Below are 25402 nucleotides of genomic sequence, written 5' to 3'. Positions count from 1 at the left end.
CTACCGCCGCTCGCTCAGCGAGTAACGGTACACGCCGCCATGCTTGCGCAGCATGTACGCGAACCCGGCCAGGTGCTTGATCGTGAGCTTCGAGAACTTGCGCGTCCGCCGCTTGTAGTCGTGCACGATCGAGATGCGGCGGCTGTAGAAATTGCGCAGGCCGAGCTTATGGGTGCGGACGCAGAACTCGGCGTCCTCCGGCCCGAAGAAGATCCGGTCGTCGTAGCCCATCAGCAGGGCGCCCACGGCCTTGGTGAACGTCTGGTTCGCACCCAGCACGTAGTCGACCTCGAGCGGATCGCTACCGTCGTCGAAGCGCGTGTCGAGCATCAGGTGGCGCTCCAGTTCGCGACGGACGAATCCGAGCTTGCGAGTGAAGGGGATGCGCGCGGCGATGGGCTGGTAGAACCGCGGGAATCGGCGGGTGGAGTCCTGCCGCGTGCGGTCGACGTTGAGCAGCTGGAAGCCGACGACCCCGGCGTCCGGGTGCTCGCGGAAGAACTGCTCCACGATGGTGCCGGGGTCCGGCGTCAGGAAGATGGTGTCGTTGTCGAGCGTCATGCAGTACTTGCCGCGCGCGAGGAAGAGGCCGCGGTTGCGCGCCGGGCCGACGCCGAAGTTCCGTTCGAGGGGGAAGTAGCGCACCTGCGGCAGCGTCGCGACGAACTCGGCGCTGCCGTCCGTCGATCCGTTGTCGACGACGATCACCTCGTCGCGATCGAAATCCACCTTGTCCATCAACGAGTTCAGGCAACGCTGGAGATTGCCCAGTTCGTTCCAGGTGATGATGATGATGGACAGTCGAACGGCTGCCTCGCTCATGACGCTGCTCCAGTGGAAGGCTCGGTGTGGGGTGGACGATCGGTGGGACGGGCGAACGACGAGGGCGTGATCACCGCGTTGGCCTTCACCACGTAATGGTCGGGGATGACGACGGGGCCGAAGATGCAGGCCCCGGTGCCGATGGTGACGTTGTCCCCGATCACGGGCGTGCCGTCGCCGGGCCAGCGGTTACCGATGCAGACGCGCGCGTAGAGCGTGCAGTTCGCGCCGATGCGCGTCTTCCCGTTCACGATGATGCCGAAGGCATGCCAGATCACCAGGCCCGGTCCGATGGTCGCGGTGGTCGGCAGGTAGCACTTGAAGACGAATTCCGCGATCTTCTCGAGCACGCGGACGGGTGCGTGCAGCGGCGTGCCGCGCGCGGTCGACAGCAGACGGTAGGTCAGGATCACCCAGAACGACTGATCGAGCATCCACCATGCGATGCCCCGGTAGCCGGGCTGTGCCTTGAGCCGGCGGACGTCGGCGCGGAAGTCGTCAAGCATGGGAGGGTTCCGGAAGGGTGGTCGGCGCGGCGTCCCGGGCGGCCCTGGCCTCGGCGCGCTTCTCGGCGCGGCGCCGCTCGCCGCGCGCGTAGAACATGCCGACGAAGAACCACAGGTAGGCTTCGTAACCGCTGAACTCTATGAACGCGAGGATGAGGTAACAGAGCAGGAAGGCCTTGATGTTGCTCTGCTGGCCCTCGGTTCGCGTCAGCAGGATCTGCCCCACCATGACGAGGAACAGCAGCAGCGACTGGACACCGCCTTCGAGCAGGAACTGCAGGTAGATGTTGTGGACGTTGTTCTCGACGAAGGTGAGCCCCGAGAGCTCTTCCATCATTGGCACGCCGTTGCCGACGCCATAGCCGAGCAGGTTGTGGTCGAGCGCGAGGCCGGCGGTGTTCCACAGCGCGAGGCGACCGACGTTCTTGTGCGCGAGCTGGGTCTCGGCCTGCAGGTTGAAGCGATCGAGGATGGGCACGTCGATCACCGAGGAGACCACGAGGCCGACGAGCAGGACGCCCACGGCGACGCCGAGGAACGTGTAGAAATAATAGTCGCGCGTCTTGCGCGCGCGGTACGCGGCGATGCCGATGGAGATCGCGGTGCCGATCAGGCCCGCGCGCGAGAGCATCATGCCGCTGGTGAGGAGGGCGATGCCCGCCGCGATCGGATAGGCGCGGGTGCCGAGCATCAGGATCGAAAGCAGGGCGAGCAGGCTGGCCTCGATGTTGCGGCCACCCGTCGACATGTAGAGGATGCTCGACGCCCCCTCGCTGCGGGCGTAGACGGCCCCGAGCTGACCCGCGTACACGGCGTCGCGGACGAGCAGGAAGGTGATGCAGCAGCCGAGCACCCAGATGAAGATCCGGCGCAGGTCCATCTCCGGGAGCTTGCGTCCGAAGACGACGCCCAGGAAGTACGAGGACGCGACGAACACCAGCAGCGTGGAACGGAGGCCACCGCCGTACGTGGCGCCCGCCGCGGCCGAGGTGGCGATCATGGTGCCGATGAACGCGGTGGCCGGATTCACCTTCAGATATCGCGCGGCAGGCAGATAAAGCAGCGGAAACAGAAGCAGCAGCAGGTGGTAGACGTTCACGTGCGACTTGCTCGACGTGCTGTGCGACAGGGGCACCTGCACGAAGATCATGGCCATCAGCGATACCGCCGCGGCACGTGTCCGGTTGATCACCATGGTCAGCCGATCGCCACGCCGAAGAACTTGTGCACCAGCACTTTCACGGTCGACTTGTAACCGCCGAGGCTCACGTTGCGCACGATGTCCAGGAGGGGCGGCCGCTCCTTGTTCATCACGTACTGGATGTTGCGGTGGTTGCGACGCTGGTCCGCGTTCATCAGGTTGCCGTGCTTGGCGAGGAAGCGCGCGCTGCCCTCGGCGCGGCGGGACGAATTGCGGATGCGGGCGCGCGAGCGGTCGTCGTCGACGAACGAGAGCACGTGGCGCGAGCGCACCGCCGTACCGAAGCGGTCCGCGAGCCGGATCCACATGTCGTAGTCCTGCCAGGACGGCATGGATTCGTCGAAGCCGCCGAGCTCGAGCATCCGCGACAGCTCGGTGAGCACCTGGTTGCCGGCGAGGTTCGAGTAAAGCAGCGCGGGGAGGGTGAGGTCATCCGCCGCGGCCCGCTCGGCCCCGTCATAACGTCGTGCGAGCAAGGGTGCGATGCGCGCCTCGTCCTCGAAGTAACGGAAGCGCGTGCAGGCGAACGACGGCTTGTGCCGTTCGTAGAGCTCGACCAGGCACTGGATGCGCTGCGGATGGAACAGGTCGTCGTCGTCCAGGCCGGTCACGTAGTGCCCGCGGGCGTGCTCGATGCAGCGGTTGCGCGCCCGGCAGGCGCCTTGCGGCGTGTCGTTCCGCAGGTAGGTGAAGCGGCCCGGGAACATGCGGTCGTAGTCGGCCATCACCTCGGGCGTATCGTCGGTGGAGGCTTCGTCGCAGACCAGGATCTCGACGGCCGGCCAGGTCTGCGCCAGCACCGAGTCGATCGCCCGGCGCAGCAGGGCGGACCGGTTCCGGGTCGGGATGTAGACGCTGACCAGCGGTGTCGTCGTGGAGTTCATGCCTGCGGACTCGGTCGGATGCATGTCAGGCGCCCACGGCTTGCACGGGGCGGTGGAGAAAGGTGTCGCGGCTGCGCCAGACCACCCACAGCAGCGGCGGCGTGACGATCACGAGGCGTACCACGCTGGCCTTCCAGCTCTCGCCGGGGTAGAGCGCCACGGCGAGCATGAGGAAGGCGTAAGGGACGAAGGTCTCGACGACCCACGACCGGAAGAACTCGCCGGCGCTGATCCGGATGATCTTCGACGAGAAGAAATAGTAGGAGAGCACCGTCGACACCAGCTGGCTGGCGGCCAGCGCCACCGCCATGATCTCCAGCGACCGGGAGAGCGCGCCCGCGATGCTCAGCGCGAGGGTGATGCCGCAGATCTTGAGGTTCCAGACGAACTCGACGTCCGATCGGCCGAGGCTCTGGCTGAGGGCGCCGATCAGCGAGCCGAGCGGCCGCAGCATGCCGAACAGGAGCATCAGCGGGATCAGCGCCGAGACACCCGCGTAGCGCTCGCCATAGAGGATGGTCACGGCGAAGGGGGCGAACACGGCCAGCATGATGAAGACGCAGGCACTGAACACGGCCACGCCGCGCAGACCGGTGAGGTACATCTGCCGGAGGCCTTCCGGATCCTTTTGCCGCGTGGCGAGCCGCGGCAGCGCGAGTCGCTGGACCACCGGCATGATCAGCTTGGTCGGCTGCAGCACCAGTTCCTTCGCCAGCGAGTAGACGCCGAGCGACGCGAGCCCGAGGAACTTGCCCAGGATGATCTGGTCCGCCTGGCTGCGAAGCTGGTTGATGACCTGCGAGCCGAGCTGGAAGGCGCCGTAGCGAAGGGCCTGCCGCACGATGCCGCGATCGAACGCCGCGCCCGGGTGCCAGTCGCGCTCGGCGACGGCAAGGAAGCAGAGCAGCCGCACGAGGCTGTTCACGATCATCGCGTAGACGGCCGCCTCGATCGAGGCGCCGTAGCCCAGCACGAGGACGAGCAGCGTGGCCAGGCCCGAGAGCCTTCCGATCACCTCGATGCGGGCTAGCTTCGGCAGGCGGAACGACTTGATCAGGCTCGCCTGGTACTGCGCGGCGACGCCGAGCAGCACGAAGTTGACGGTGGACAGCCGCAGCAGTCCGCCGAGCTCGTCGGACCCGTAGAACGCGGCGACCGGCCAGGACAGGCCGAGCAGCACGGCGGCCGAGACGAGTCCGAGGCCCACGCTGATGTAGAACAGCGACGTGCGTTCGGGACGCGTGATGTCCTGCCGATGGATGAGGTAGCTGCTCAGGCCCATGTCCTGCAGCAGCGTCGCCACCGCGTTGACGACGTTCACGATCGCCAGCGCGCCGAGCAGGTGCGCATCCACGTGATGCGCGAGCACGGCGATCTGCAGCAGCTGGCTCGCGGCGCTAACCACGGTGGAGCCCGCGGTCCACATCGCGTCGCGGCGTGCCGACGTCGTCATGCGTGCGCCTCCATGCCCAGCCGGATGGCGAGCTGGTCGTGCAGCCGCTGCTGGTCGAAGTTCGCCTCCACCGTGAGGCGCGCGCGGTGGGCGATGGAGGCGACGTCGAAGTCGCCTCGCTGGATGGCTTCGAGCGTATCGGCGAGCGCCACAGCGTCGCGTTCGGGCACAAGCCAGCCCGAACGCCCGTGTTCGATCAGTTCGGGGATGCCGCTATGGAGGGTGGAGAGGCAGGGCACCCCGCTGGCCATCGCTTCCATCAGCGACACGGGAATACCTTCCTGATCGCCATCCGCCGCGGTGACGCTCGGCAACGCGAACACGTCGGCGCTGGCGAGCGCGGCCTGCACGTACGCCTTGTCACGACGCCCGCGGAGGAAGACGCGACCGCCGAGCGCGCGCTCGGCGACGAAGCGTTCGAGGGACGGCTGCAGCGGACCATCGCCGACGACCTCGAGTTCGGCAGGCACGCCGCGAGCCGCGAGCAGGGCCATGGCCTCGCAGAGATAGGTGACTCCCTTCTTCTCGACCAGCCGAGCGACGCTGACCACGCGCAGCGGTCGTGCTGCCGGCTCCGCCTGCGCGGCGGGCGCGCGGAACGGGAAGCTGTCGAGGTCGACGCCCATGCGGTGGACGTGGATCTTCGCGGTGTCGCATCCCAGCGTCGCGAGCTTGCGGGCCCAGCGTTCGCTGATCGGAAGCATGCGTTCGCCGCTGGCGAACAGGCGCCGATAATCCTCCGCATGGCGGGCGAGCACGCCGTGCTGGGACAGGTCGTAGCCGTGGAACACCGTGAAAAGGGGCCCTTCGATCAGACCCAGCGCACGCAGGTTGGCGGCCACCACGCCCGTGGGACCGAAGTGCGCGACGATTGCGTCGGCGCGGATCGGTGTCGACAGCCGTCGCGCGGCACCCGCCAGGACGAGCGTCTTCGCGGCGTGGCCATAGCGGCGGATCGACAGCGCGCGGCGCACGCGTGCGCGGCCGAGGCCCGGCACCACCTGGCGTAGTCGCTGCAACAGGATCTGCCAGCCGCGGGAGCTGCTGGCCGCGCGCGGGAAGATGAAGGTCGCGCGTTCCATCAGGCCGCGCGTGGAGACGATGTCGCCCGGCGTGGGCGTCTGTCCCCGGCTCACCGCGAGGATGCGCACGTCGAAGCCGCGATCCAGCAGGCCGACGATCTGGTCGATGACGAAGGTCTCCGAATAGCGCGGGAACTCCGGCAGCACGAACAGGACGCGCATGCTCACGCTCCTATGGCCAGGGTGGCCAGCACGGCTTCGCGTGCGAAGGCCTTCTCGCGGACCACCGCCGCGGCGACGCGCGGCCGCAAGGCGTCGTCGTCCAGCAGCGCGAGCACCTTGCTGCGCAGCGAGCCATCGAGCAGGGCGGGCACCGGCATGGCGAGTTCGTCGACGCCCAGGCGCTTCATCACGCCTTCCGACTTGTGTTCGTAGTTCAGAGCCACGGCGGGCGTGCCGAAGTTCATCGAGATGATCGCGCTGTGCAGGCGCGTGGCGATCGTCAGCACGCAGGCACCGAGACGCCGACCGAGTTCGACGTCGTTGAGCTCGTCCATTTCCACGTGGAACGATTCCGGGCGGCGCAGGCGCGCACGCACCTTCAGCGCGATCATGCGGTCGTCCTTCGGATAGCCGTCGATCGCCGTGCACGTCGAGTAGGCGGCCACGCGGTAGCCCGCGTCGATGACATCGTCGAGCAGGCGGGCGAACGCCTCCTCGTACTGCGTCTGCGTCACACCGAGGCGCTTGTCGAACGGGGCGAGCTCGCGGAAGGTCACCGCCACGGTGGGCCGGGCGTCGTCGACCGGCACGGGATCCCCCGGGTTCACCAGCCACGCGGTGTCCGAGGCCCAGCGGATCCTGTCCTCGGGAATCCCGGCCTTGCGCATGTGATTGACGCTGACCTCCTCGCGCAGGGCGAGGGCGTTCACGCGCCCGAGGATGTCCTGCGACATCCGCCGGAAGAACGCGTGGTCGAACGGGCCGACGCTGTGGCCGATCATATAGACCGGTCGGCCCGCGAGCATCGCGCAGATGGACTGGTCGTACTGCGTTGGCCCGTAGAGGTCCACGAAGAACGAGCCTCCGACCTGGATCACCAGGTCGTACGCGGCGAGCGAGGCGATGTAGTTGCGGTGGCGCGCGGGCAGGGGGATCAGGCGCGACCACCAGGCGCGGCGCAGGTGCCCGAACAGGAGGCGCGGCACGATGCGGCGCAGGAGCCTCGCGCGCAGCGATCCGAAGCGCTTGCGGCCCTGCTCGTGGTAATAGGCGTTGAGCGGATCGGGCTGGAGCTCGCGGCCGAGCAGCCACGCGGAGCTGACGGGAAAACGGCTCGTCACGTCGATGGCGCTTTGCGGCAGCGCGTCTTCCAGGCATTGCAGGAGACCGCGCAGGATCGCGCAGTCGCCGCGGTTGCCGCAGGTGTGGTTACCGATGATGAGGATGCGCGCCATAGTGCTCGATTCGTGCGTTGCCCCTGGACGGGGACGGATCAGGCCGGGTCGGCCTTGTACTTGTAGTACGCGTAGGTCGAATAGCCGGAGGTGCGCCGTTCCACGGCGTTGAAGATGGCGCCCTTGAGCATCACGCCGTTCTGCTCGAACCGCTGTTTCGCCAGCGCCAGCTCGCGCGCCTTGTTCAGTCCGAAGCGTGCGACCAGCAGGCTGGTACCGGCGTGGTGTCCGATCACGGCCGCGTCGGTCACCGCGAGGATCGGCGGCGTGTCGATGATGACGAGGTCGTACGCGGGCACCACGGTCTCGATGAAGCGGGTGAAGTTCTCGTGCATCAGCAGCTCGGACGGATTCGGCGGCACGCGCCCCCGGCTGATGAAGTCGATGTTCGGGAGGGGACCCTGGCGGCGCACGTCCTCGATCGTCGCGGCGCCGACGAGGATGTCCGACATGCCATGCGCCGCGTCGGTGCCGAGCAGCTGATGCAGCGTGCCCCGGCGCATGTCGCCGTCGACGAGCAGCACCCGCTGCCCGGCCTGGGCGATCACGGCCGCGAGGTTTGCCGAGACGAAGGTCTTGCCGGCGAACGGGCTCGAGCCCGTGATCATGAGGATGTTGTTCTTCGCCTCGAGACGGGCGAAGTGCAGGCTGGTGCGCAGGCTGCGGATCGCTTCGACGGCGAGGTCGGCGGGGTCGCCGACGGCGAGCAGCTGACCGCGTGCGCCGTGGCCGCGCTTCGAACGGATGGACCGGGCGCTCTGACCGGCACTGAGGGGCACGGACGCGTACACCGGCAGGCCGAGGTCCTCGATCACCGCCGGGTCTTCCACGCCACGGTTGAGGATCTGCTTCAGGAACACGAAGGCCAGCGCGAGGAATCCGCCGAGGAAGGTCGCGACCAGCACGACCAGTGCCTTGCGCGGCTGCACGGGCTGGTTGCGGTCCACCGCGGCCGAATCCACGATGCGGACGTTGCCGACGGTTCCCGCCCGCGCGATGTCCAGCTGCTGGGCCTGGTTGAGCAGGCTGGTGTAGGTCGTGGAGCTGACCTGGACGTCGCGGTTGAGCTTGAGCAACTGCTGCTGCGTGTCGGGCAGGTCGCCGATCTGCTTCTGCATCTGCTCCTTCTGCGACTGCAGCTGGCCCATCTGCTGCTGCAGCGCCTTGTACGCCGGGTGATCGTGCGTGAAGCGCCGATCGATGTCGGCCTCCTGCAGGTGCAGCTGCTGGATGTTGTTCTCCACCGCCACGATCTGGTCGAGCAGGCCCTTGGTCTGCATGCTCAGGTCGACCGCGTGCGAGCGCGTCTGGAACGCGTTCATCGCCGCCTGCGCACGATCGAGCTCCTGACGCACCTTCGGCAGCTGCTCCTTGACGAACTGCAGCTGGCTGGCGGCCTCCGCCGAGTTGCGCTCCACGTTCTGGCGCACGTACGCGGTGGAAATCTGCGTCAGCACCTGCTGGGCTAGATCGGGATCGGCGTTGTTGTACGTGAGCCCGATGATGCCGGAATCGTTGCCTTGCTCCTGCGCGATGACATCGCCCTGCAGGCGGCCGATCGTCGAAAGCGTCGGCTGCTCGACGATGTCGAAGCGCGTGCCCGGGTTGGCCACCAGCTGCCTCACCTGCATGGTGACGCCGCCCGTGCGCACCAATTCGCCGACCGCGCCCTCGAGGATGCGCTTGCCGTCGTCGTCGTAGAGCGCGTAGCGCTTGCCCTCCTCGGCGCGCAGCTCCAGCTTGCGACCGGTCAGGGAGTCGGGAAGATCGAGCTTGTAGATGTCGAGGATTTCGCCACCCCAGCCATAGCGGTTCAGTCCGAAGCGCGGCGGCGCCAGCTGGCCCGGCTTACGGCCACGCGAGAGGTAGTCGCCGATCAGGGGGAAGCGATGGGGCTGCGCCGTGATGTCGAGATGCAGCTTCTCGACGGCCTGGCCGATCACCAGGCGCGAGGTCAGCAGGGCGATTTCCGTCGTCGCCTGCGAGCCCGTGGTGCCGAGCGACTGCGTGAGGTCGCTCAGGCCCGGAAGGCTCGGCGTCTTCTGCTCGACCTGCACCACCGCGGTGGCCTGATAGATCGGCGTGGCGAATACCGTGTACAGCACGCCGGCCACGAAGAAGGCGGCGGTGATGGCGACGATCAGCCACTTGTGATCCAGCAACGTGCCGAACAACGCATTGAGGTCGATGGTGTCGTCGTCATGAGCGGGATCGATCTTCGTCGTCATGCGGCAGCGTGTTTCCAATGAATGAATGGACGTCTAGACGTTTATATCGGGGCGAGCCTGAATGGGTGGGGAAGCCTTCTTCATGCTCGAAATCCCTTGTTTCATGAGGTCCGCGCAGCCGTATCCGTGCGTCGCGCAACGAGGCGCACGCTTGACGCACCACCGGTGCGTCGATGCATGTCATGGGGCGGACGCCGTTCCGGCACAGGCTGATGACTCGTGCCCGTGCCGACGCCTTCGTGGAAACCACGATGTCCTTCGCCGTCACCGCGCCTTCCGTTCCGTGGGGATGTGGAGGTGCGATGAAGGTCTGAGCATAGAGGTGCGACGCGGACCCTCCTAGCGAGGAATGTCGGTTTTGCGACTCGCGTCAACTAACCAGCATGTCGATGGCGCTATTAACGCCGCGCCGTTAAGAATGCGTTAGATTTCAGCCGTCATTTGGGCACGAAGTGCTAATGGCTCGTTCATTCTTTGTGCAGTGCGACTTGTGGTGCGTGGCGTCCTGCCTCGGCTGGGCCGTGAAAATGCGGCGACGCAAGGTGCCGCGGCGCTCCATCGCGGCCAGGGCCGCTCCTACAGCGCCTTCGCGGGGACAAGGGTCTTCAACAGGACATCCAGCGGCACCGGTTGTCCGGTGTGGAAGCCCTGGACCTGGTCGCAGCCGTTGTCCTTCAGCCACGCCTGCTGCGACGCACGCTCCACGCCCTCGGCGACGACCGTCATGCCGAGCGTATGCGCGAGGGCGATGATCGAACGGCATATCGACGCGGCGCGGGCGCTGGAATCGACGTCGGCGACGAACGACCGGTCGATCTTCAGCGCGTCGATGGGCAGATCGCGCAGGTATGACAGGCTCGAGAATCCCGTGCCGAAATCGTCGAGCGACACGCGGGTTCCCTGATCGCGCAGTGCCCGCAGCGCCGTCAGCGCATGCATGGGCTCCATCAGGCTGCTTTCGGTCAGTTCGACTTCCAGGGCGCCCGAGGGCAACGCATGGTGGAGGGACACGGCGCGGATATCGGCCGCGATGTCGGTGCGCTGGAACTGGATCGCGGAAACGTTCACCGCGATGGCGAGGCCGCCTGCGCCGGCGTCGGCCAGCGCCGCATGAGCCCGGGCCGCGGCGTCGAACGCCCACTTGCCCAGGGGCACGATGAGGCCGGTTTCCTCGCACAGCGGAATGAATACGTCGGGTGGGAGGTACGAGCCGTCGGCCTGGGGCCAGCGAACCAATGCCTCGAGCTTGCGGATGGCGCCGCTCGTCGTGTCGACGACGGGCTGGAAATGCATGCGCAGCTCGCCGCCGTCGATCGCCTGGCGCATGCGCGACGCCAGCGTGAGGCGTGCCACCGATCGCTCGGCCATCGCCGGGACGAAGCGTCGCATCTCGTGGTCGTCGTCGGTGCGCGCATGCGCGGCGAGCGCCGCGTTCGCGATCACCTGCCGGGCATCGTGGCCATCGGCAGGGTGGTTCGCCACGCCTATCTGGGGCTCGAGAGTGTGCAGCGCATCGTTCAGGGCGACGGGCTCGGCGACGGCGGCGAGGATGTCCGCGATCGCCGCGTCGCGTCGCGTCGGGTCGGTGATGGCGAAGAGGAAACGCTCGCCGGGACGGTGCGCGACCATGCCGTGGACCGGGGCGACGGCGCTCAGGCGGGACGCGACCGCGCGCAGGACGCTGCGGCCGGTGTCGAGACCGAACGTGTCGCTGACGCGGTCCATGCCACGCAGGTGCACGTAGACCACCTCGTACCAGGCTTCCTTGCCGAGACCGCGGTCGAGGTAATCGACGAAGGCCTCGGTGTTGGGCAGCCCGGTGACGACGTCGTGGGTCGCGCGGTAGGTGAGGGCGCGTTCGCCTCGGATGCGCTCGGTGACGTCCTGCGCGAGCACCAGGCGGGCGTTGTAGCCGGGCATGTCGATGTCCGCGGCGTGCACCACCACGTCGAGCGTGCTGCCGTCCTTGCGCCGATGGATCCAGACGCGATCCGGATCGCCGTCCTTCCCCAGGCGCAGCGAGGCGACCACTTCCTTGAGGCTCGCGGCGTCGTGCGCCGAGCGGATGTCGGTGATGCGCATCGACCTGAACTCGTCCCGCGAGTATCCGTAGTGGCGTATCGCGGCCTCGTTCACCTCAAGGAAGGCCAGGGTGTCCGTGTCGTAAACCCAGAAGGGGAACGGGTTCTTGTCGAAGGTGAGGCGGAATCGCCGCTCGGCGTCGGCAAGGCGGACGGTGGCCTCCGTCAGTTCGGCGACGTGGGCCCGTTGCTCGCGCGCGGCGACTGCGAGGTGGCGGTAAAGGTACGCGAAGCCCGCCCAGTAGACGATGTAGATGAGCAGGCAGAACGCCGCGAAGCGGTACCACGGGCCGAGCACTTCCGACACGGGCAGGCCGACACCCACCCACAGCGCGAAGGTATCGGGCTGGCTCACCGCGATCAGGCGGTCCGTTCCATCGATCCGGCTGGTGTGGGGTTCGGCGTCCTTCGCGCCCGGTTCGAATAGGTGGTCGACGGATTGGCCGATGACGGCACGGTCGTCGCCGGTCCGCGCGAGGATCTTGCCGAAGCGGTCGGTGATCGCGGCCACGCCGCCATGCCCGAAGCGCAGGTGGTCGACGACTTCCTGCAGCTGCCGCTGCCGCAGGTGCGCGAGCACCCAGCGGTCGTCGCCGGCGGGCACCGCGATCGGGAGGACCCATTCGCCATGGAGCGTCCTGATGGGCCCGAGGCGGAGCAGCGCGGTCGCGGAATCGTCCTCCCGGGTCCATTCGGGGAACGTCGCGTCGCCCGAGCCCGACGTGATGGCCACGCCCCGTCCGTCCACGAGCATCAGGTCGACCAGTTCGCCGTGCCGTTGCGAGACACCCTCCATGTTCTGCGCGATCAGGGCCGGCGCCCTGTCCGGGACCGACGCGAGCAGCTGATTGCTGTCCGACGCGATGCCTTGCATCGCCCGCTGGAGGTTGAGGAACTGCGCCGTGAGCAGGCGCTGCCCACCGTTCGCCATCGACTGGCTCTGGGCGTGCGCGGCCTCGAGGCGACGCGCCCGGTCGCTGGCGACGACATAGACCAGGCCCGCGCCGAAGATCAATGCCAGCAGGCCACCCACGATCCGGATCAGTCGCGCCGAAGGGTGGGATGTCGCTCTTGCCATGATCCTCGCCGGAGGCGCCGCACGGTGGCACCTCCTTGCAAGCTAACAACGTCGCCCGGGGACGGCAACCATCGAAATGTGTAGACGGTGGACGTGGCCGTTTTTGCTTGCAGGCGTTACGCCGGGTGCGCCGCACAGGCCGCCGGGGCAGGGGACGCGCCAACCCGTCACGGCTTCGCCCGCGTCGCCACCTCGGCCTGCTGGTTGAGGGCCTGGCTGGGGTGCCTGGGCGGCGTCAGCGGTACGGGCTCCGAGCGGCGGGTGAAGCTGCTGGTGCCCGCGGTGGCCCAGTCCACGCCGGCGATCTCCTGCTCGAAGCGGGTCGCGTCGCGGGCCCGCACCACGTCGGTGATGCGGCGCGCCTCGCGCGACGAGACACCGATGCGGCGCAGCGCGAGCGTGCCGAAGTGCAGCGCCGATTCGAAGGTCTCGCGCACATGGTTCTCGACACCCCTGGACACGACCTCGCGCGAGTGTTCGCGGTCGTAGGTCCGCACGAGCCAGGTCGCGTCGGGGTATTCGCGCATCGCCACGTCGAGGATGCGGTTGACCGTCTCGCGACGATCGACGCATACCGCGATGACCTGCGCCCGTCCGGCGCCGGCCGCTTCGAGCACGTCGAGCCGGGTACCGTCGCCGTAATAGATCCGGAACCCGAAGCGCGACGCCGCCTGGATCATCTCGATGTCCGTGTCGATCACGGTGACGTCGACATCGCGCGCCAGCAAGGGCTGGCTGACCACCTGGCCGAAGCGGCCGAAGCCGATCATCAGGACGCTGCCGTTGAGCCCTTCGGGCACCGCGTCCTCCGCGTGTTCGGGCACGGATGCCGCGCGCCTCGCCGGAAGCCTGCGCATCACCACATCCACCAGCGGGGAGAGCACCATGGAAAGGACTACCGCGGCGGTGAAGATGGCGTTCTGCGACGCGGTGAGGACCTCGCCTTCCGTCGCTGCGGCGAAGAGCACGAAGGCGAACTCGCCACCGAGCGCCATCAGGGAGGCGCGCTGCAGCGCTTCCCCGTGATCGCTGCGCGTCACCCGCGCGATGACGTAGATGCACGCGCCCTTGAGCGCCATCATCGCCACCACGCCGAAGACGATGTACTCCCAGTGGGCGCGGACGGTCGCGAGATCGAGCATCATGCCCACGCCGAGGAAGAACAGGCCGAGCAGCAGACCGCGGAAGGGTTCGACGTCGGCTTCCAGCTGGTGGCGGAAACTGGACTCGGAGAGCAGCACGCCGGCGATGAAGGCGCCCATCGCCATCGAGAGTCCGCCCACCTGCATGAGCAGCGCGGCCCCGAGCACGACGAGAAGCGCCCCGGCCGACAGCAGTTCGCGGACCTTCGACTTCGCCAGGACGCGGAACAGCGGGTTGAGCAGCCAGCGTCCGGCGACGAGCAGCGTCACGAACGCCGCCACGCCCTTGAGCACGGCGAACCACGGGCCCGATGCCGACGCGGCGTGCACGGGCGCCATCCAGGCGACGAGCGCCAGCAGCGGAACGAGGAGAAGGTCTTCGAGCAGCAGGACGGACACGATCTTCTGTCCCGCCGTCGGCGACAGGTCGCGACGCTCGCCCATCAGCTGCATCACGATGGCGGTGGAGGTGAGCGTGAAGCCCAGCGCGCCGATGAACGCGACGCGCACGGGCAGGCCCGAGAGCCAGCCGAGTGCCGTCAGCGCCGCCGCGGAAGCGGCCGTCTGCAGGAGGCCCAGGCCGAGGATGTAGCGGCGCAGGCACCAGAGCCGCGAAGGCTGCATCTCGAGCCCGATGACGAAAAGGAACATGACCACGCCGAGCTCGGCGAGATGGAGGATCGATTCGGGGTCGGTGAACCAGCCGAGGCCATAAGGCCCAACCAGCATGCCGGCCACGAGGTAACCGAGCACCGAGCCGAGGCCGAGCCGGCGGAAGAGGGGGACCAGGAGCACCGCGGCGCCGAGGAGGGCGACGGCTTCGACGAGCGGGTTGTCGGTGGCTACCGCTGACATGGTTCGAACTCCCGACTAAAGGTGTGATCCGGCTCGTGCCCTGTCAGTGTCGCTCACGGGGCAGCAGCGTTCCAGCGATGTCGCGATGCAGCATGCCCGTGTGAAAACCCGCTGATAGTATCGATGAAATCGATTTCATTTCGCGGGGTTCGACATGAAGACGCTGAAGGGACCCGGGCTGTTCCTCGCCCAGTTCATCGGGGACGAAGCGCCGTTCAACCGACTGGATACGCTGGCCGCCTGGGCGGCCGATCTCGGTTACGAGGGACTGCAGATTCCGACCTCCACGCCGCATATCTTCGATCTGGCGAAAGCGGCGGAGAGCCAGGCGTACTGCGACGACATCGCCGGCATGCTCGCGGGCCATGGCCTGCGCGTCACCGAACTCTCGACGCATCTGCAGGGCCAGCTCGTCGCCGTGCATCCGGCGTACGACTTGCTGTTCGACGGTTTCGCGCCGGAGTCGGTGCGTGGCGACGCGGCCGCCCGTCAGGCGTGGGCCGTGGACCAGCTGAAGCTCGCCGCGAAGGCCAGCGCGCGGCTGGGGCTCGACGCCCATGCCACGTTCTCGGGCGCGCTCGCCTGGCCTTACATGTATCCGTGGCCGCAGCGTCCGCCCGGCCTGGTCGAGGAGGCCTTCGGCGAACTCGCGAAGCGCTGGCGGCCGATCCTCGACGTGTTCGACGCGGAGGGCGTGGACGTCTGCTTCGAGCTCCATCCGGGCGAGGACCTGCACGACGGCGTGACCTTCGAGCGTTTCCTCGACGCCGTCGACCAGCACCCGCGCGCCAAGATCCTCTACGACCCCAGCCACATGCTGCTGCAGCAGATGGACTACCTGGGCTTCATCGACCGCTACCACGACCGCATCGGCATCTTCCACGTGAAGGACGCCGAGTTCCGGCCGAGCGCGTCGAGTGGCGTCTATGGCGGCTACCAGGCCTGGATCGACCGTGCGGGCCGCTTCCGCTCGCTGGGCGACGGGCAGATCGATTTCCGCGCGATCTTCTCGAAGTTCGCGCAGTACGACTTTCCGGGCTGGGCGGTGCTCGAGTGGGAGTGCTGCCTGAAGCACCCGGAGGACGGCGCACGGGAAGGCGCGCCGTTCATCCGCGACCACATCATCCGCGTCACGGAACGTGCCTTCGACGATTTCGCCGATGCATCCACCTCGCCGGCGACGCTCAAGCGTCTGCTCGGCCTCTGACCCTCAATACGCCGGAGTTTCTATGCGACCGATGATGTTCCGCCTCGGCTCCATGATGTTCCTCGAGTTCTTCATCTGGGGCGCGTGGTTCGTGACCCTTGGCACGTATCTCGGGCAGGGGCCGCTCCACGCGGATGGCTCGCAGGTGGCGCTGGCGTTCCTCAGCCAGTCGATCGGCGCGATCCTCGCCCCGTTCCTCGTCGGCCTGATCGCCGACCGCTTCTTCGCCGCGCAGCGCATCCTCGGCGTGCTCCACATCGCCGGCGCGGCGTTGCTCTGGTGGGCGTCGCAGGCGCCCAGCTTCCCGGTGTTCCTCACCGCGATTATGCTCTACATGCTGCTCTTCATGCCGACGCTGGCGCTGGTCAACAGCGTCGCGATGCGGCACATGGAAAACCCGGAGAAGCAGTTCCCGCGCGTCCGCGTGATCGGCAGCATCGGCTGGATCGTGGCCGGGCTGCTCATCGCCTGGCTCGGCTGGGAACAGGCGCACCGCCTCGAACTGACCTTCCGCATGGCGGGCGCCGCGTCGCTGCTGCTCGGCCTGTACGCGTTCACGCTGCCGGACACGCCGCCGCTGAAGCGCGACACGCAGACGTCGATGGGCGAAATCCTCGGCCTGGATTCCATCCGCCTGCTGAAGAGCCGCTCGTACCTGATCTTCTTCCTGGCCTCGGTGGCCATCTGCATCCCGCTCTCGTTCTACTACAACTTCACCAACCCGTTCCTCAACGACCTCGGCGTCAAGGGTGCCGCAGGCCTGCAGTCGCTCGGCCAGGCGTCGGAAGTGATCCTGATGCTGGCGATGCCGTTCTTCTTCGCGCGCCTCGGCGTGAAGACCATGCTGGCCCTCGGCATGGCCGCCTGGGTCGCGCGCTATGTCCTGTTCGCATACGGCAACGTCGATACCGGTTACGCGCTGCTGGTGGGCGGCATCATCCTCCACGGCATCTGCTACGACTTCTTCTTCGTCACCGGGCAGATCTACACCGACGCCAAGGCGGGCCCGCGCTTCCGCAGCGGCGCGCAGGGCTTCATCACGCTGGCGACGTACGGCGTCGGCATGCTGATCGGCACGTACCTCTCGGGCATGGTCGTCGACCACTTCACCGTCGGCGGCGTGCACGACTGGAAGGGCATCTGGCTGGTGCCGGCCGCCATCGCGCTCGTCGTGCTGCTCGTGTTCCTCGCCCTGTTCAAGGAACGCGACGTTCGCAGCGCGGCGCCGGAACCGGTCTGAGGAACGCTCGATGTCACGACTGAACATCGCCATCGTCGGCGCCGGCATGATCGGCGCCGTCCACCGACGTGCCGCGCTGCTCGCCAGCGCGAACGTCGCGGGCGTCTGCGCCTCCACGCCGCAGCGCTCCAACGAGGTCGCCGCGCAGTGGGGCGTCAGGGCCTACGCGGATATCGAGGCGGTGATCACCGATCGCGACGTGCAGGTCGTCCACGTCTGCACGCCGAACGCGCAGCACGCGCCGTACGCGAAAGCGGCGCTCGAGGCCGGCAAGCACGTCATCTGCGAGAAGCCGCTGGCCACGTCGCTCGACGACGCGGCCGATCTCGCGGCGACGGCGCGACGCACGGGCCTCGTCGCCACGGTGCCGTTCGTCTACCGCTATCACCCCGTCGTCCGCGAGGCGCGGGCACGCGTCGAGGCCGGCGAGCTCGGTCCGGTGCGGCTGATGCATGGCAGCTACCTGCAGGACTGGCTGATGGACGCCGGATCGAACAACTGGCGCGTCGACCCGGCGCAGGGCGGGCCGTCCCGCGTGTTCGCCGACATCGGCTCACACTGGTGCGATCTCGTGGAGTGGGTCAGCGGCGAGCGCTTCGCCGAAGTCAGCGCGAGCTTCGCTACCGTGATCGCCGAACGGGCCGCCGCGACCCGCCAGAGCTTCGGCGGGGCGTCGGGCGGTGGATCGATGCAGGCGGTGCGCAGCGAGGACGTCGCCGCCGCGATGTTCCGCACGGCGCGCGGCGTGCTCGGTAGCGTGACGGTGAGCCAGGTGTCGCCGGGCCGCAAGAACCGCCTGTGGTTCGAGATCGACGGCGCGCGGGCCGGTGTCGCTTTCGACCAGGAAGACAGCGAGCGCCTCTGGTTCGGTTACGCCGACCACTCGGAGACGTTCCTGCGCGATCCGAACGCCGGCGCCGCCGAGCAACGGCGTCTCGCCACGCTGCCGGCCGGCCACGCGCAGGGTTACGCGCAGTGCTTCGAGGCCTTCGTGGCGGATACGTACGCGACGATCGAAGGCACGGCGCGCGAGGGACTGCCCACGTTCGAGGACGGCTTGCGCGCGGCGCGCATCACGGATCGCGTCGTCGCGTCGGCGTCGAGCCGGCAGTGGCTCGACATTCCGGGCTGAGGACGCGTCACAGATCCAGCTGCACGTCGCCCCGGGGGCGCGAGCAGCAGATCAGGACGTTGCCCTCGGCGGCGGGTTGCAATGGCTCCGGCGCGTAGTCCACGCCGCCGCCGACGAGCGCCGTTTCGCAGTTGTGACAGACGCCGGAGCGGCACGACCAGCGCACCGGCACGTCGCAGGCCTCGGCCAGGGCGAGCAGGTTGGGATAGCGCTCGTTCCAGCGCACGGTGAGGCCGCTGCGCACGAAGGACACCGAAACGCCGGTGGCCGATTCGTCCGCGGGAGGATGCGGCGCGACGTCGTGACGGGCCGCGATGCCGGGGCGAAGCGCCTCGACGCCTCCGAACAGTTCCGACGCGATACGCGACGCGGGCACGCCGGCCGCCTGCAACTGATCGCGCGCCGCGCTCATGAAAGCCGCCGGGCCGCACAGGTAGAACGACGCATCCAGCGGGATGCCGGCGCGGCGCAGCGCCGCCACGTCGAGGTGCCCGTCGACGTCGTAGTCGCGCCCGGCGCGATCGTCCGGACCGGGGCGACTGAAGGCGAGCAACCGCCGTGCGGTTCCCGTGCGCGACAGCAGGCCGGCGATCTCGGCGACGAAGAGGTTCTCCTCGCCGCTCCGGGTGCCATGGACCCAGAAGACGTCACGCGGACGCGCGCCGGTGCGCAGCACGAGGTCGTGCAGCATGCCCAGCAGCGGCGTGATCCCGATGCCGGCGCTCCAGAAGACGACCGGCGAGACATCGTCCCCGAGCACGAAATCCCCGCGCGGCGCGCTTATCGCGAGCACATGCCCGACGTCCACGGACGCATGCAGGAATCGGCTGCCGTCGCCGCCGCCGCGCTTGACCGAGATGCGGTACACGCCCGGGCTCGATCCGTCGGACAGCGAGTAACTCCGGATCAGCGGCGGGAGCGGCACCGGACGGTCGATCCGGAGCACGACGAACTGGCCGCCGCGCGCGGGTGGCAACGGCTCGCCATCCACCGCCTCGAAGACGAACGACCTGACCGACGGGCTTTCCTGCCGCGTGTCGCGGACGCGCACCTCGCGGAACCCGGTCCAGGCGGGCCGCTCCCCGGGAACCTTCGTGAGACCCGCGTTGCCCCGGGTGTCCTCCCGTGTCGCGAGCATCGCCTCGAACGACCTGCGCCATCCCGGACTCAGCGCGGGCATGGCGGCGGCGCGCCGTATCGCGTCGCGGTCGGCATCGGGCAGGTAGAGCAGGGCGTCGACATCGGCGACGGTCATGCCGCCGCCCGCGGACTCCTTCGTGATGGCGTCACCCGCCGCGACGGTGCCTTCCTCGATCACACGGCAATAGAACCCGGGCCGCCGGTGCGCGACCAGCAACGACGGCATGCGCGGCTCCCGCATGCGGATGCCGACGCGATAGCAGGTGACGCGCGGCTGCGTGACCTCGAGCAACGCCTCGCCGATGCGGAACCGGTCGCCGACGCACACCTCGTCGTCCGGGAGGCCATCGACCGTGAAGTTCTCGCCGAACGAGCCGTACTCCATGGGCGGACGTTCGAGGAACGCCTCCCAATGGCGATAGGCATCGAGCTGATAGACGAGGACCGCGCGCTGCTCGCCGCCGTGGCCACCGAGGTCGCCTTGCCCGTCGCCGTCGATGTTGAGCCGGCGCACCATGACGCGTCCGGCGACCGGGGATTTCCATACGCCCGTGTGCACGACCTCCCCGTTCCAGGAGACGTCCCGCGGTAGACCGACATTCACGGAAACGAGCGTTGGCATGGTCCGCACTCCATCGGCAGACCGCGAGTCTAGCTCGCCGGTCCGCCCATGGATTGCGCGGATATGGGTTTCTTGCCGATTCCCGCGCCGCGCCCGGTCAGCGCCAGCCGAGCCCGGGTGCCACGTGCTGCAGGATCGACTCGATCACGTGCACGTTGTAGTCGACGCCCAGCTGGTTCGGCACGGCCAGGAGCAGGGTGTCCGCCTCGGCGATCGCACGGTCCTCGGCCAGCTCCTTGACCAGCACATCCGGTTCCGCCGCGTAGGTGCGGCCGAACACCGCTTCCATGTTGTCGATGAAGCCGATCTGGTCGCTGCTCTTCGAGCGCCCGAAGTAGGCGCGGTCGGTGTCGTTCATGATGGGAAAGATCGAGCGCAGCACGGAAACGCGCGGCTCGCGGCCGTGACCCGCCTCCGCCCACGCGTCGCGATACGCCCGCATCTGCTTCGCCTGCTGCACGTGCAGCGGCTCGTTCGTCTCGTTGGCCTTCAGCGTCGAGCTCTGCAGGTTCATGCCCATCTTCGCCGCCCAGACCGCCGTGGCGTTCGAGGCCGACCCCCACCAGATGCGTTCGCGCAGGCCCGGCGCATGCGGCTCCAGCCGCAGCAGGCCGGGCGGATTGGGAAACATCGGCTGCGGGTTCGGTCGTGCGAAGCCCTTTCCGTCGAGCAGGCCGAGGAAGACCTCGGCATGGCGGCGTCCCATGTCCGCGTCGGTCTCGCCTTCGGCGGGCGCATAGCCGAAGTGGCGCCACCCGTCGATCACCTGCTCGGGCGAGCCGCGGCTGATGCCCAGCTGCAGGCGCCCGCCACTGATCAGATCGGCGGCGCCGGCCGTTTCCAGCATGTAGTGCGGATTCTCATAGCGCATGTCGATCACGCCCGTGCCGATCTCGATGCGCCGGGTTTTCGCTCCGATCGCCGCGAGGAGCGGGAAGGGCGAGGCGAGCTGGCGGGCGAAGTGATGCACGCGGAAATAGGCGCCGTCCGCACCGATCTCCTCGGCCGCGACCGCGAGGTCGATCGACTGCAGCAGCACGTCGCTGGCGGACCGGGTCGCCGAGTGCGACGCATCCGTCCAGTGACCGAACGAGAGGAAACCGATGCGTTTCATGAGAAGTCCTCGAAGGGAGCGCGACGGTGCGCTCATCCGCATCGAGATTGAGACGACTTTCGCAGAATCAACATCCGGTGGCGGATGGCCGGGGCGCGGGCATGGGCCTGTCACATTTCGCCGGGACACTCCACGGCACAGGGCCATTCCACTCTCATCAGGGAACCTCATGACCTCTCAGGATCGGCGGCACTTCCTCAAGCTTTCCATGGGCGCCGCCGGCGCCGCGTTCACCGCCGGCGTGCTGCCGCCCTCGATCGCGAAGGCGCTGGCGATCCCCGCGTCGCGCCGCACCGGCACGCTCGCCGACGTCGAGCACGTGGTGATCCTGATGCAGGAGAACCGCTCGTTCGACCACTACTTCGGCAGCCTCCGCGGCGTCCGCGGCTTCGGCGATCCGCGCCCCTTCGTCCTGTCGAGCGGTCGTTCGGTCTGGCATCAGCCGCACGCCGCGTCGAAGGACGACTACCTTCTGCCGTTCCGGCCCGTCGGCGACGACCTCGGCCTCACGTTCATCGAGGATCTCCCGCACGGCTGGAACGACACGCAGGCGGCGGCGAACGGAGGCCGCTACGACGGCTGGGTCCAGGCCAAGGGCACCACCACGATGGCCTACCTGACGCGCGAGGACATCCCGTTCCACTACGCGCTGGCCGACGCGTTCACCATCTGCGACGCCTACCACTGCAGCATGCTCTCGTCGACGGACCCGAACCGCTATTACCTGTGGAGCGGCTACACGGGCAACGACGGGACGGGGGCCGGTCCCGTGCTGGACAACGCCGAGAAGGGTTACGCCTGGACCACCTATCCGGAGCGCCTCGAGCAGGCGGGCGTGTCGTGGAAGATCTACCAGGACATCGGCACGGGCCTGGACGCCGACGGCAGCTGGGGCTGGACGTCCGATCCGTACATCGGCAACTACGGCGACAACTCGCTGCTGTACTTCGACAATTACCGGAACGCGCAGCCCGGCGATCCGCTTTACGACAAGGCGCGCACCGGCACGAACATCGCCGCCGGCGAGTCGCCCTTCGCGATCCTCCGCGAGGACGTGCTCGCCGACCGGCTTCCGCAGGTCTCGTGGATCGCGGCACCCGAGGCGTTCACGGAGCATCCCAGCTGGCCGGCGAACTACGGCGCCTGGTACGTCGACGGCGTGCTCGACGCGCTGACCTCGAATCCCGAGGTGTGGAGCAAGACCGCGCTGTTCATCACCTACGACGAGAACGACGGCTTCTTCGATCACGTGGTGCCGCCTTACCCGCCGTCGTCGGCGGAGCAGGGGCTCTCGACCGTGGACACCACGGGCGAGCTGTATCCCGGCGGCCACGGCTTCGTGGCCGGCGCGTACGGCCTCGGCGTGCGCGTGCCGATGCTGGTCGTCTCGCCGTGGAGCAAGGGTGGCTGGGTCTGCTCGGAAACCTACGACCACACGTCGATCCTGCGTTTCCTGGAGAAGCGCTTCGGTGTGCGCGAGCCGAACATCTCCGCCTGGCGCCGCGCCGTCTGCGGCGACCTCACGCGTGCCTTCGACTTTTCGCGCCACGACGACGGCGCGCCGCGCCTTCCCGCGACGACGGGCTACGAGCCCGACGGCAAGTCGCATCCGAGCGTGCGCCCGGCACCGCCGGTGGATCAGCGCATGCCCGAGCAGGAAGCCGGTCAGCGGCCGGCCCGCGCGTTGCCTTACGTGCTGGATGTGCAGGGGCGTCTCGATGTGGAAGGCGGGCGCTACCGTCTCGAGTTCATCAACGACGGCCAGGCCGGCGCGTTCTTCCACGTCTTCTCGCCCGCGCGCACCGACGGTCCCTGGACGTACACCGTCGAGCGCGGCAAGTCGCTCCACGATACGTGGACCAGCCTCTACAGCGGGGGCACGTACGATCTGTCGGTGACCGGGCCCAACGGTTTCCTTCGCCGTTTCGCCGGCACGCAGCCGGCGGACGGCGAACCCGGGCGTCGCGCGCAGCCCGAAGTGCGCATCGCTCAGGGCGAGCTCGACGGGCTGTTCCGTCTCTCGATCGTCAACGAGGGGAGCCGCCTCTGCGTCGTGACGGTCACGCCTGGCGACGCGTACACGCATCAGCCGCCGCGCCGCCACATCCTGCTCCCCGGTGGCCGCGTGGAGAGTCTCTGGGAAATCCTTTCCAGCGATCACTGGTACGACTTCACGGTCACCAGCGACCACGATCCGCGCTACGTGCGTCGTCTCGCCGGTCACCGCGAAACCGGACGTCCGTCGCGCACCGATCCCGCGCTGTCGCCGAGGCGTTGACGATGGCGGTTGCCGCGATGCGGTAGCGAGTCCGTCGCGCGACATGGGAGCCACAGTCCTGTGGCTCCTCGCGAAAAGCTGTCGCGCGCAGGGCGCGCTCCTACGACGTGATGTTTCGGCGGGTGGGGCCCACACATCGTCTGCACGAGCGCCGGGCTACACAACGGGCTGGTTTTTCCCTCGCCGGAGACGCTGCCCATGGTGCATCCCGCTTCGCCACGACGGTCGGTGGTGGCAAACGCCGTCTACGGCGTGCTGAATCCGATTCCCTTCGGCTTCTTCGTCGGCGCGCTCATCTTCGATGCCACCTATGCCGCGACCGGCACCATCCTCTGGGCGAGGGGAGCCGCCTGGCTGGTGTCGCTCGGGCTCGTCTTCGCCGTGGTTCCGCGGCTCGTCAACCTGACGCAGGTGTGGATCACGTCGCGCCGGATCAGCACCCCTGCGGATCGGCTCGATTTCTGGCTGAACCTCGCGGCGATCGTGGTCGCGGTGTTCAACGCCCTCGTCCATACGCGCGACGCCTACGCGATCGTCCCGGCCGGCGTGTGGCTGTCGGTGCTGACCGTGCTGCCGATCGCCGCCGGTCACGTCGTCATCGCCACGCGTGGCGGTACCCAGCGGGAGACCGCGCATGCGTAAGTCCACGATGCTCACCGTGACCTGCGCCGTGTTCCTGAGCGCCTGCGGCGACAAGGCGTCGCTGGAGCCGGTGCAGCAGTCCGGCGCGGAACCGTCGCTGCCGCAGGCGAAGCTCTTTCTCTTGCCGCCCATCCAGGTACCGGATTTCGTGGGATGGAAGCAGGGCGCGGCGCCCTCGGTGGCGGCGGGCCTCTCGATCGAGAAGATCGCCGATGGCCTGAAGCATCCGCGCCAGCTCCTGACCTTGCCCAACGGCGACGTCCTCGTCGTCGAGGCCAACAGTCCGGGCGAGGAAGCCGTCACCACGCCGAAGCAGTTGCTGGCGGGCCTGGTCAAGAGCGAGTCGGGCAAGGCCGCCAAGGGCGGGGACCGCATCACGCTCCTGCGCAGGAAGGGGAGTGGCGAATGGGAGAAGCATGTCTTTCTCGAGAACCTGCACTCGCCGTTCGGCGTGCAGCTCATCGGCGATTCGCTCTACGTCGCGAATACCGATGCGATCGTCAGGTTCCCGTACGAGAAAGGCCAGACGCGCATCACGGCGCCCGGCGTCGAGTTCGCCGATCTTCCTTCGACGATCAACCATCACTGGACGAAGGCGCTCGAAGCGAACCCCGACGGTACGAAGCTCTACGTGGGCGTCGGCTCGAACAGCAACGTCACGGAGAACGGCCTGGAGGTGGAGTACCGCCGCGCGGCGGTGCTGGAGGTGGACGTCGCGACGGGTGGCAGTCGCATCTACGCCTCGGGCATCCGCAATCCGACGGGCCTGCAATGGAATCCGTCGACGAACACCCTCTGGGCCATCGCCAACGAACGGGACGAGATCGGCGGCGACCTCGTGCCCGATTACATGACCTCGGTCATTGAAGGCGGTTTCTACGGCTGGCCTTACAGTTACTACGGGCAGCACGTCGATACCCGCGTGACACCGCAGCGGCCGGATCTCGTGCGGAAGGCCATACGGCCCGATTACGCGCTGGGGTCGCACGTGGCGGCGCTCGGCTTCCTCCTGACCCGGCAGAACGCGCTGCCGGCGCAGTTTCAGGAAGGGGCTTTCGTCAGCGAGCACGGCAGCTGGAACCGCTCGCCGCTGAGCGGATACGAAGTCGTGTTCGTCCCGTTCCGTGACGGCAAGCCCGCAGGGAAGCCGCAAACGGTGGTGACCGGCTTCCATTCGAGCGATGAGTCCGAACTCTACGGTGCGCCGGTCGGCGTGGTGCTGGACAAGGACGGCGCGCTCCTGGTCGCCGACGACGTCGGCAACACGGTCTGGCGTGTCTCGGCCGCCGCACCCTGAG

The 25402-nt window shown here is 68.1% G+C and carries 18 protein-coding genes; 6 read left to right on the top strand and 12 right to left on the bottom strand.

The annotated features are described in order from the left end of the window. The 10 genes from BMW54_RS05290 to BMW54_RS05245 form a co-directional block, all read right to left on the bottom strand. Positions 1–822, bottom strand: a complete 822-nt coding sequence (locus BMW54_RS05290) for a glycosyltransferase family 2 protein (RefSeq protein WP_090053552.1) — start codon at positions 820–822, stop codon at positions 1–3. After that, the gene (locus BMW54_RS05285; RefSeq protein WP_090053550.1) at positions 819–1328 is read right to left on the bottom strand and encodes a serine O-acetyltransferase; all 510 of its coding nucleotides are present in this window, start codon (positions 1326–1328) and stop codon (positions 819–821) included. The genes BMW54_RS05290 and BMW54_RS05285 overlap by 4 nt, the downstream gene beginning before the upstream one ends. Next, positions 1321–2484, bottom strand: coding sequence for an O-antigen ligase family protein (locus BMW54_RS05280; protein WP_175472771.1), 1164 nt, complete (start codon positions 2482–2484; stop codon positions 1321–1323). The genes BMW54_RS05285 and BMW54_RS05280 overlap by 8 nt, the downstream gene beginning before the upstream one ends. 41 nt (positions 2485–2525) lie before the next feature. Beyond that, the gene (locus BMW54_RS05275; protein WP_175472770.1) at positions 2526–3413 is read right to left on the bottom strand and encodes a glycosyltransferase family 2 protein; all 888 of its coding nucleotides are present in this window, start codon (positions 3411–3413) and stop codon (positions 2526–2528) included. A gap of 25 nt (positions 3414–3438) precedes the next feature. Beyond that, positions 3439–4866: an MOP flippase family protein gene (locus tag BMW54_RS05270; RefSeq protein WP_090053547.1), complete on the bottom strand. Its 1428-nt coding sequence runs from the start codon at positions 4864–4866 to the stop codon at positions 3439–3441. Further along, a complete protein-coding gene (locus BMW54_RS05265) occupies positions 4863–6110 on the bottom strand; it encodes a glycosyltransferase (RefSeq protein WP_090053545.1) in 1248 nt (415 codons plus the stop codon). The genes BMW54_RS05270 and BMW54_RS05265 overlap by 4 nt, the downstream gene beginning before the upstream one ends. Before the next feature lie 2 nt (positions 6111–6112). Next, a complete protein-coding gene (gene wcaK / locus BMW54_RS05260; protein WP_090053544.1) occupies positions 6113–7345 on the bottom strand; it encodes a colanic acid biosynthesis pyruvyl transferase WcaK in 1233 nt (410 codons plus the stop codon). Positions 7346–7383: 38 nt separating this feature from the next. Beyond that, positions 7384–9573: a polysaccharide biosynthesis tyrosine autokinase gene (locus tag BMW54_RS05255; RefSeq protein WP_090053543.1), complete on the bottom strand. Its 2190-nt coding sequence runs from the start codon at positions 9571–9573 to the stop codon at positions 7384–7386. Between the two features lie 576 nt (positions 9574–10149). Beyond that, the gene (locus BMW54_RS05250) at positions 10150–12732 is read right to left on the bottom strand and encodes a bifunctional diguanylate cyclase/phosphodiesterase (protein ID WP_090053541.1); all 2583 of its coding nucleotides are present in this window, start codon (positions 12730–12732) and stop codon (positions 10150–10152) included. 167 nt (positions 12733–12899) lie between these two features. Beyond that, entirely contained in the window at positions 12900–14729 is a 1830-nt protein-coding gene (locus BMW54_RS05245) for a monovalent cation:proton antiporter-2 (CPA2) family protein (RefSeq protein WP_090053540.1), read from the bottom strand. A gap of 154 nt (positions 14730–14883) precedes the next feature. Between BMW54_RS05245 and BMW54_RS05240 the strand changes: the two genes are divergently transcribed. Genes BMW54_RS05240 through BMW54_RS05230 form a run of 3 tightly spaced genes read left to right on the top strand, consistent with a single transcriptional unit; the run spans position 14884 to position 18308 of the window. Then, on the top strand, positions 14884–15936 hold the full coding sequence (locus tag BMW54_RS05240; protein WP_090053538.1) for a sugar phosphate isomerase/epimerase family protein: 1053 nt from the start codon (positions 14884–14886) through the stop codon (positions 15934–15936). Positions 15937–15958: 22 nt separating this feature from the next. Beyond that, on the top strand, positions 15959–17176 hold the full coding sequence (locus BMW54_RS05235; RefSeq protein WP_090053537.1) for a nucleoside permease: 1218 nt from the start codon (positions 15959–15961) through the stop codon (positions 17174–17176). A 10-nt stretch (positions 17177–17186) separates the two neighbouring features. After that, entirely contained in the window at positions 17187–18308 is a 1122-nt protein-coding gene (locus tag BMW54_RS05230; protein ID WP_090053535.1) for a Gfo/Idh/MocA family protein, read from the top strand. A 7-nt stretch (positions 18309–18315) separates the two neighbouring features. Here the strand turns inward: BMW54_RS05230 and BMW54_RS05225 are convergent, their stop codons facing one another. After that, positions 18316–20070 carry an MOSC and FAD-binding oxidoreductase domain-containing protein gene (locus BMW54_RS05225; protein ID WP_090053534.1) on the bottom strand — a complete coding sequence of 585 codons (1755 nt, stop codon included), beginning with the start codon at positions 20068–20070 and terminating at the stop codon, positions 18316–18318. 97 nt (positions 20071–20167) lie between these two features. After that, positions 20168–21184, bottom strand: a complete 1017-nt coding sequence (locus tag BMW54_RS05220) for an LLM class flavin-dependent oxidoreductase (RefSeq protein WP_090053533.1) — start codon at positions 21182–21184, stop codon at positions 20168–20170. 169 nt (positions 21185–21353) lie between these two features. Here BMW54_RS05220 and BMW54_RS05215 point away from each other — a divergent pair, with 169 nt between their 5' ends. The 3 genes from BMW54_RS05215 to BMW54_RS05205 all read left to right on the top strand — a co-directional run bounded on the left by BMW54_RS05215 (position 21354) and on the right by BMW54_RS05205 (position 25401). Next, positions 21354–23462: a phosphocholine-specific phospholipase C gene (locus tag BMW54_RS05215; protein ID WP_090053531.1), complete on the top strand. Its 2109-nt coding sequence runs from the start codon at positions 21354–21356 to the stop codon at positions 23460–23462. A 231-nt stretch (positions 23463–23693) separates the two neighbouring features. Continuing rightward, the gene (locus tag BMW54_RS05210) at positions 23694–24104 is read left to right on the top strand and encodes a DUF2231 domain-containing protein (RefSeq protein WP_254779075.1); all 411 of its coding nucleotides are present in this window, start codon (positions 23694–23696) and stop codon (positions 24102–24104) included. Further along, a complete protein-coding gene (locus tag BMW54_RS05205; protein WP_175472769.1) occupies positions 24097–25401 on the top strand; it encodes a PQQ-dependent sugar dehydrogenase in 1305 nt (434 codons plus the stop codon). Before BMW54_RS05210 ends, BMW54_RS05205 begins: the two co-directional genes overlap by 8 nt. Position 25402 lies beyond the last annotated feature (1 nt).

The sequence above is a fragment of the Luteibacter sp. 329MFSha genome, assembly GCF_900111665.1.
Classification (GTDB): Bacteria; Pseudomonadota; Gammaproteobacteria; order Xanthomonadales; family Rhodanobacteraceae; genus Luteibacter.
Note: the sequence above shows the minus strand (reverse complement) of the source record. Positions and strands in the feature narration are given on the sequence as shown.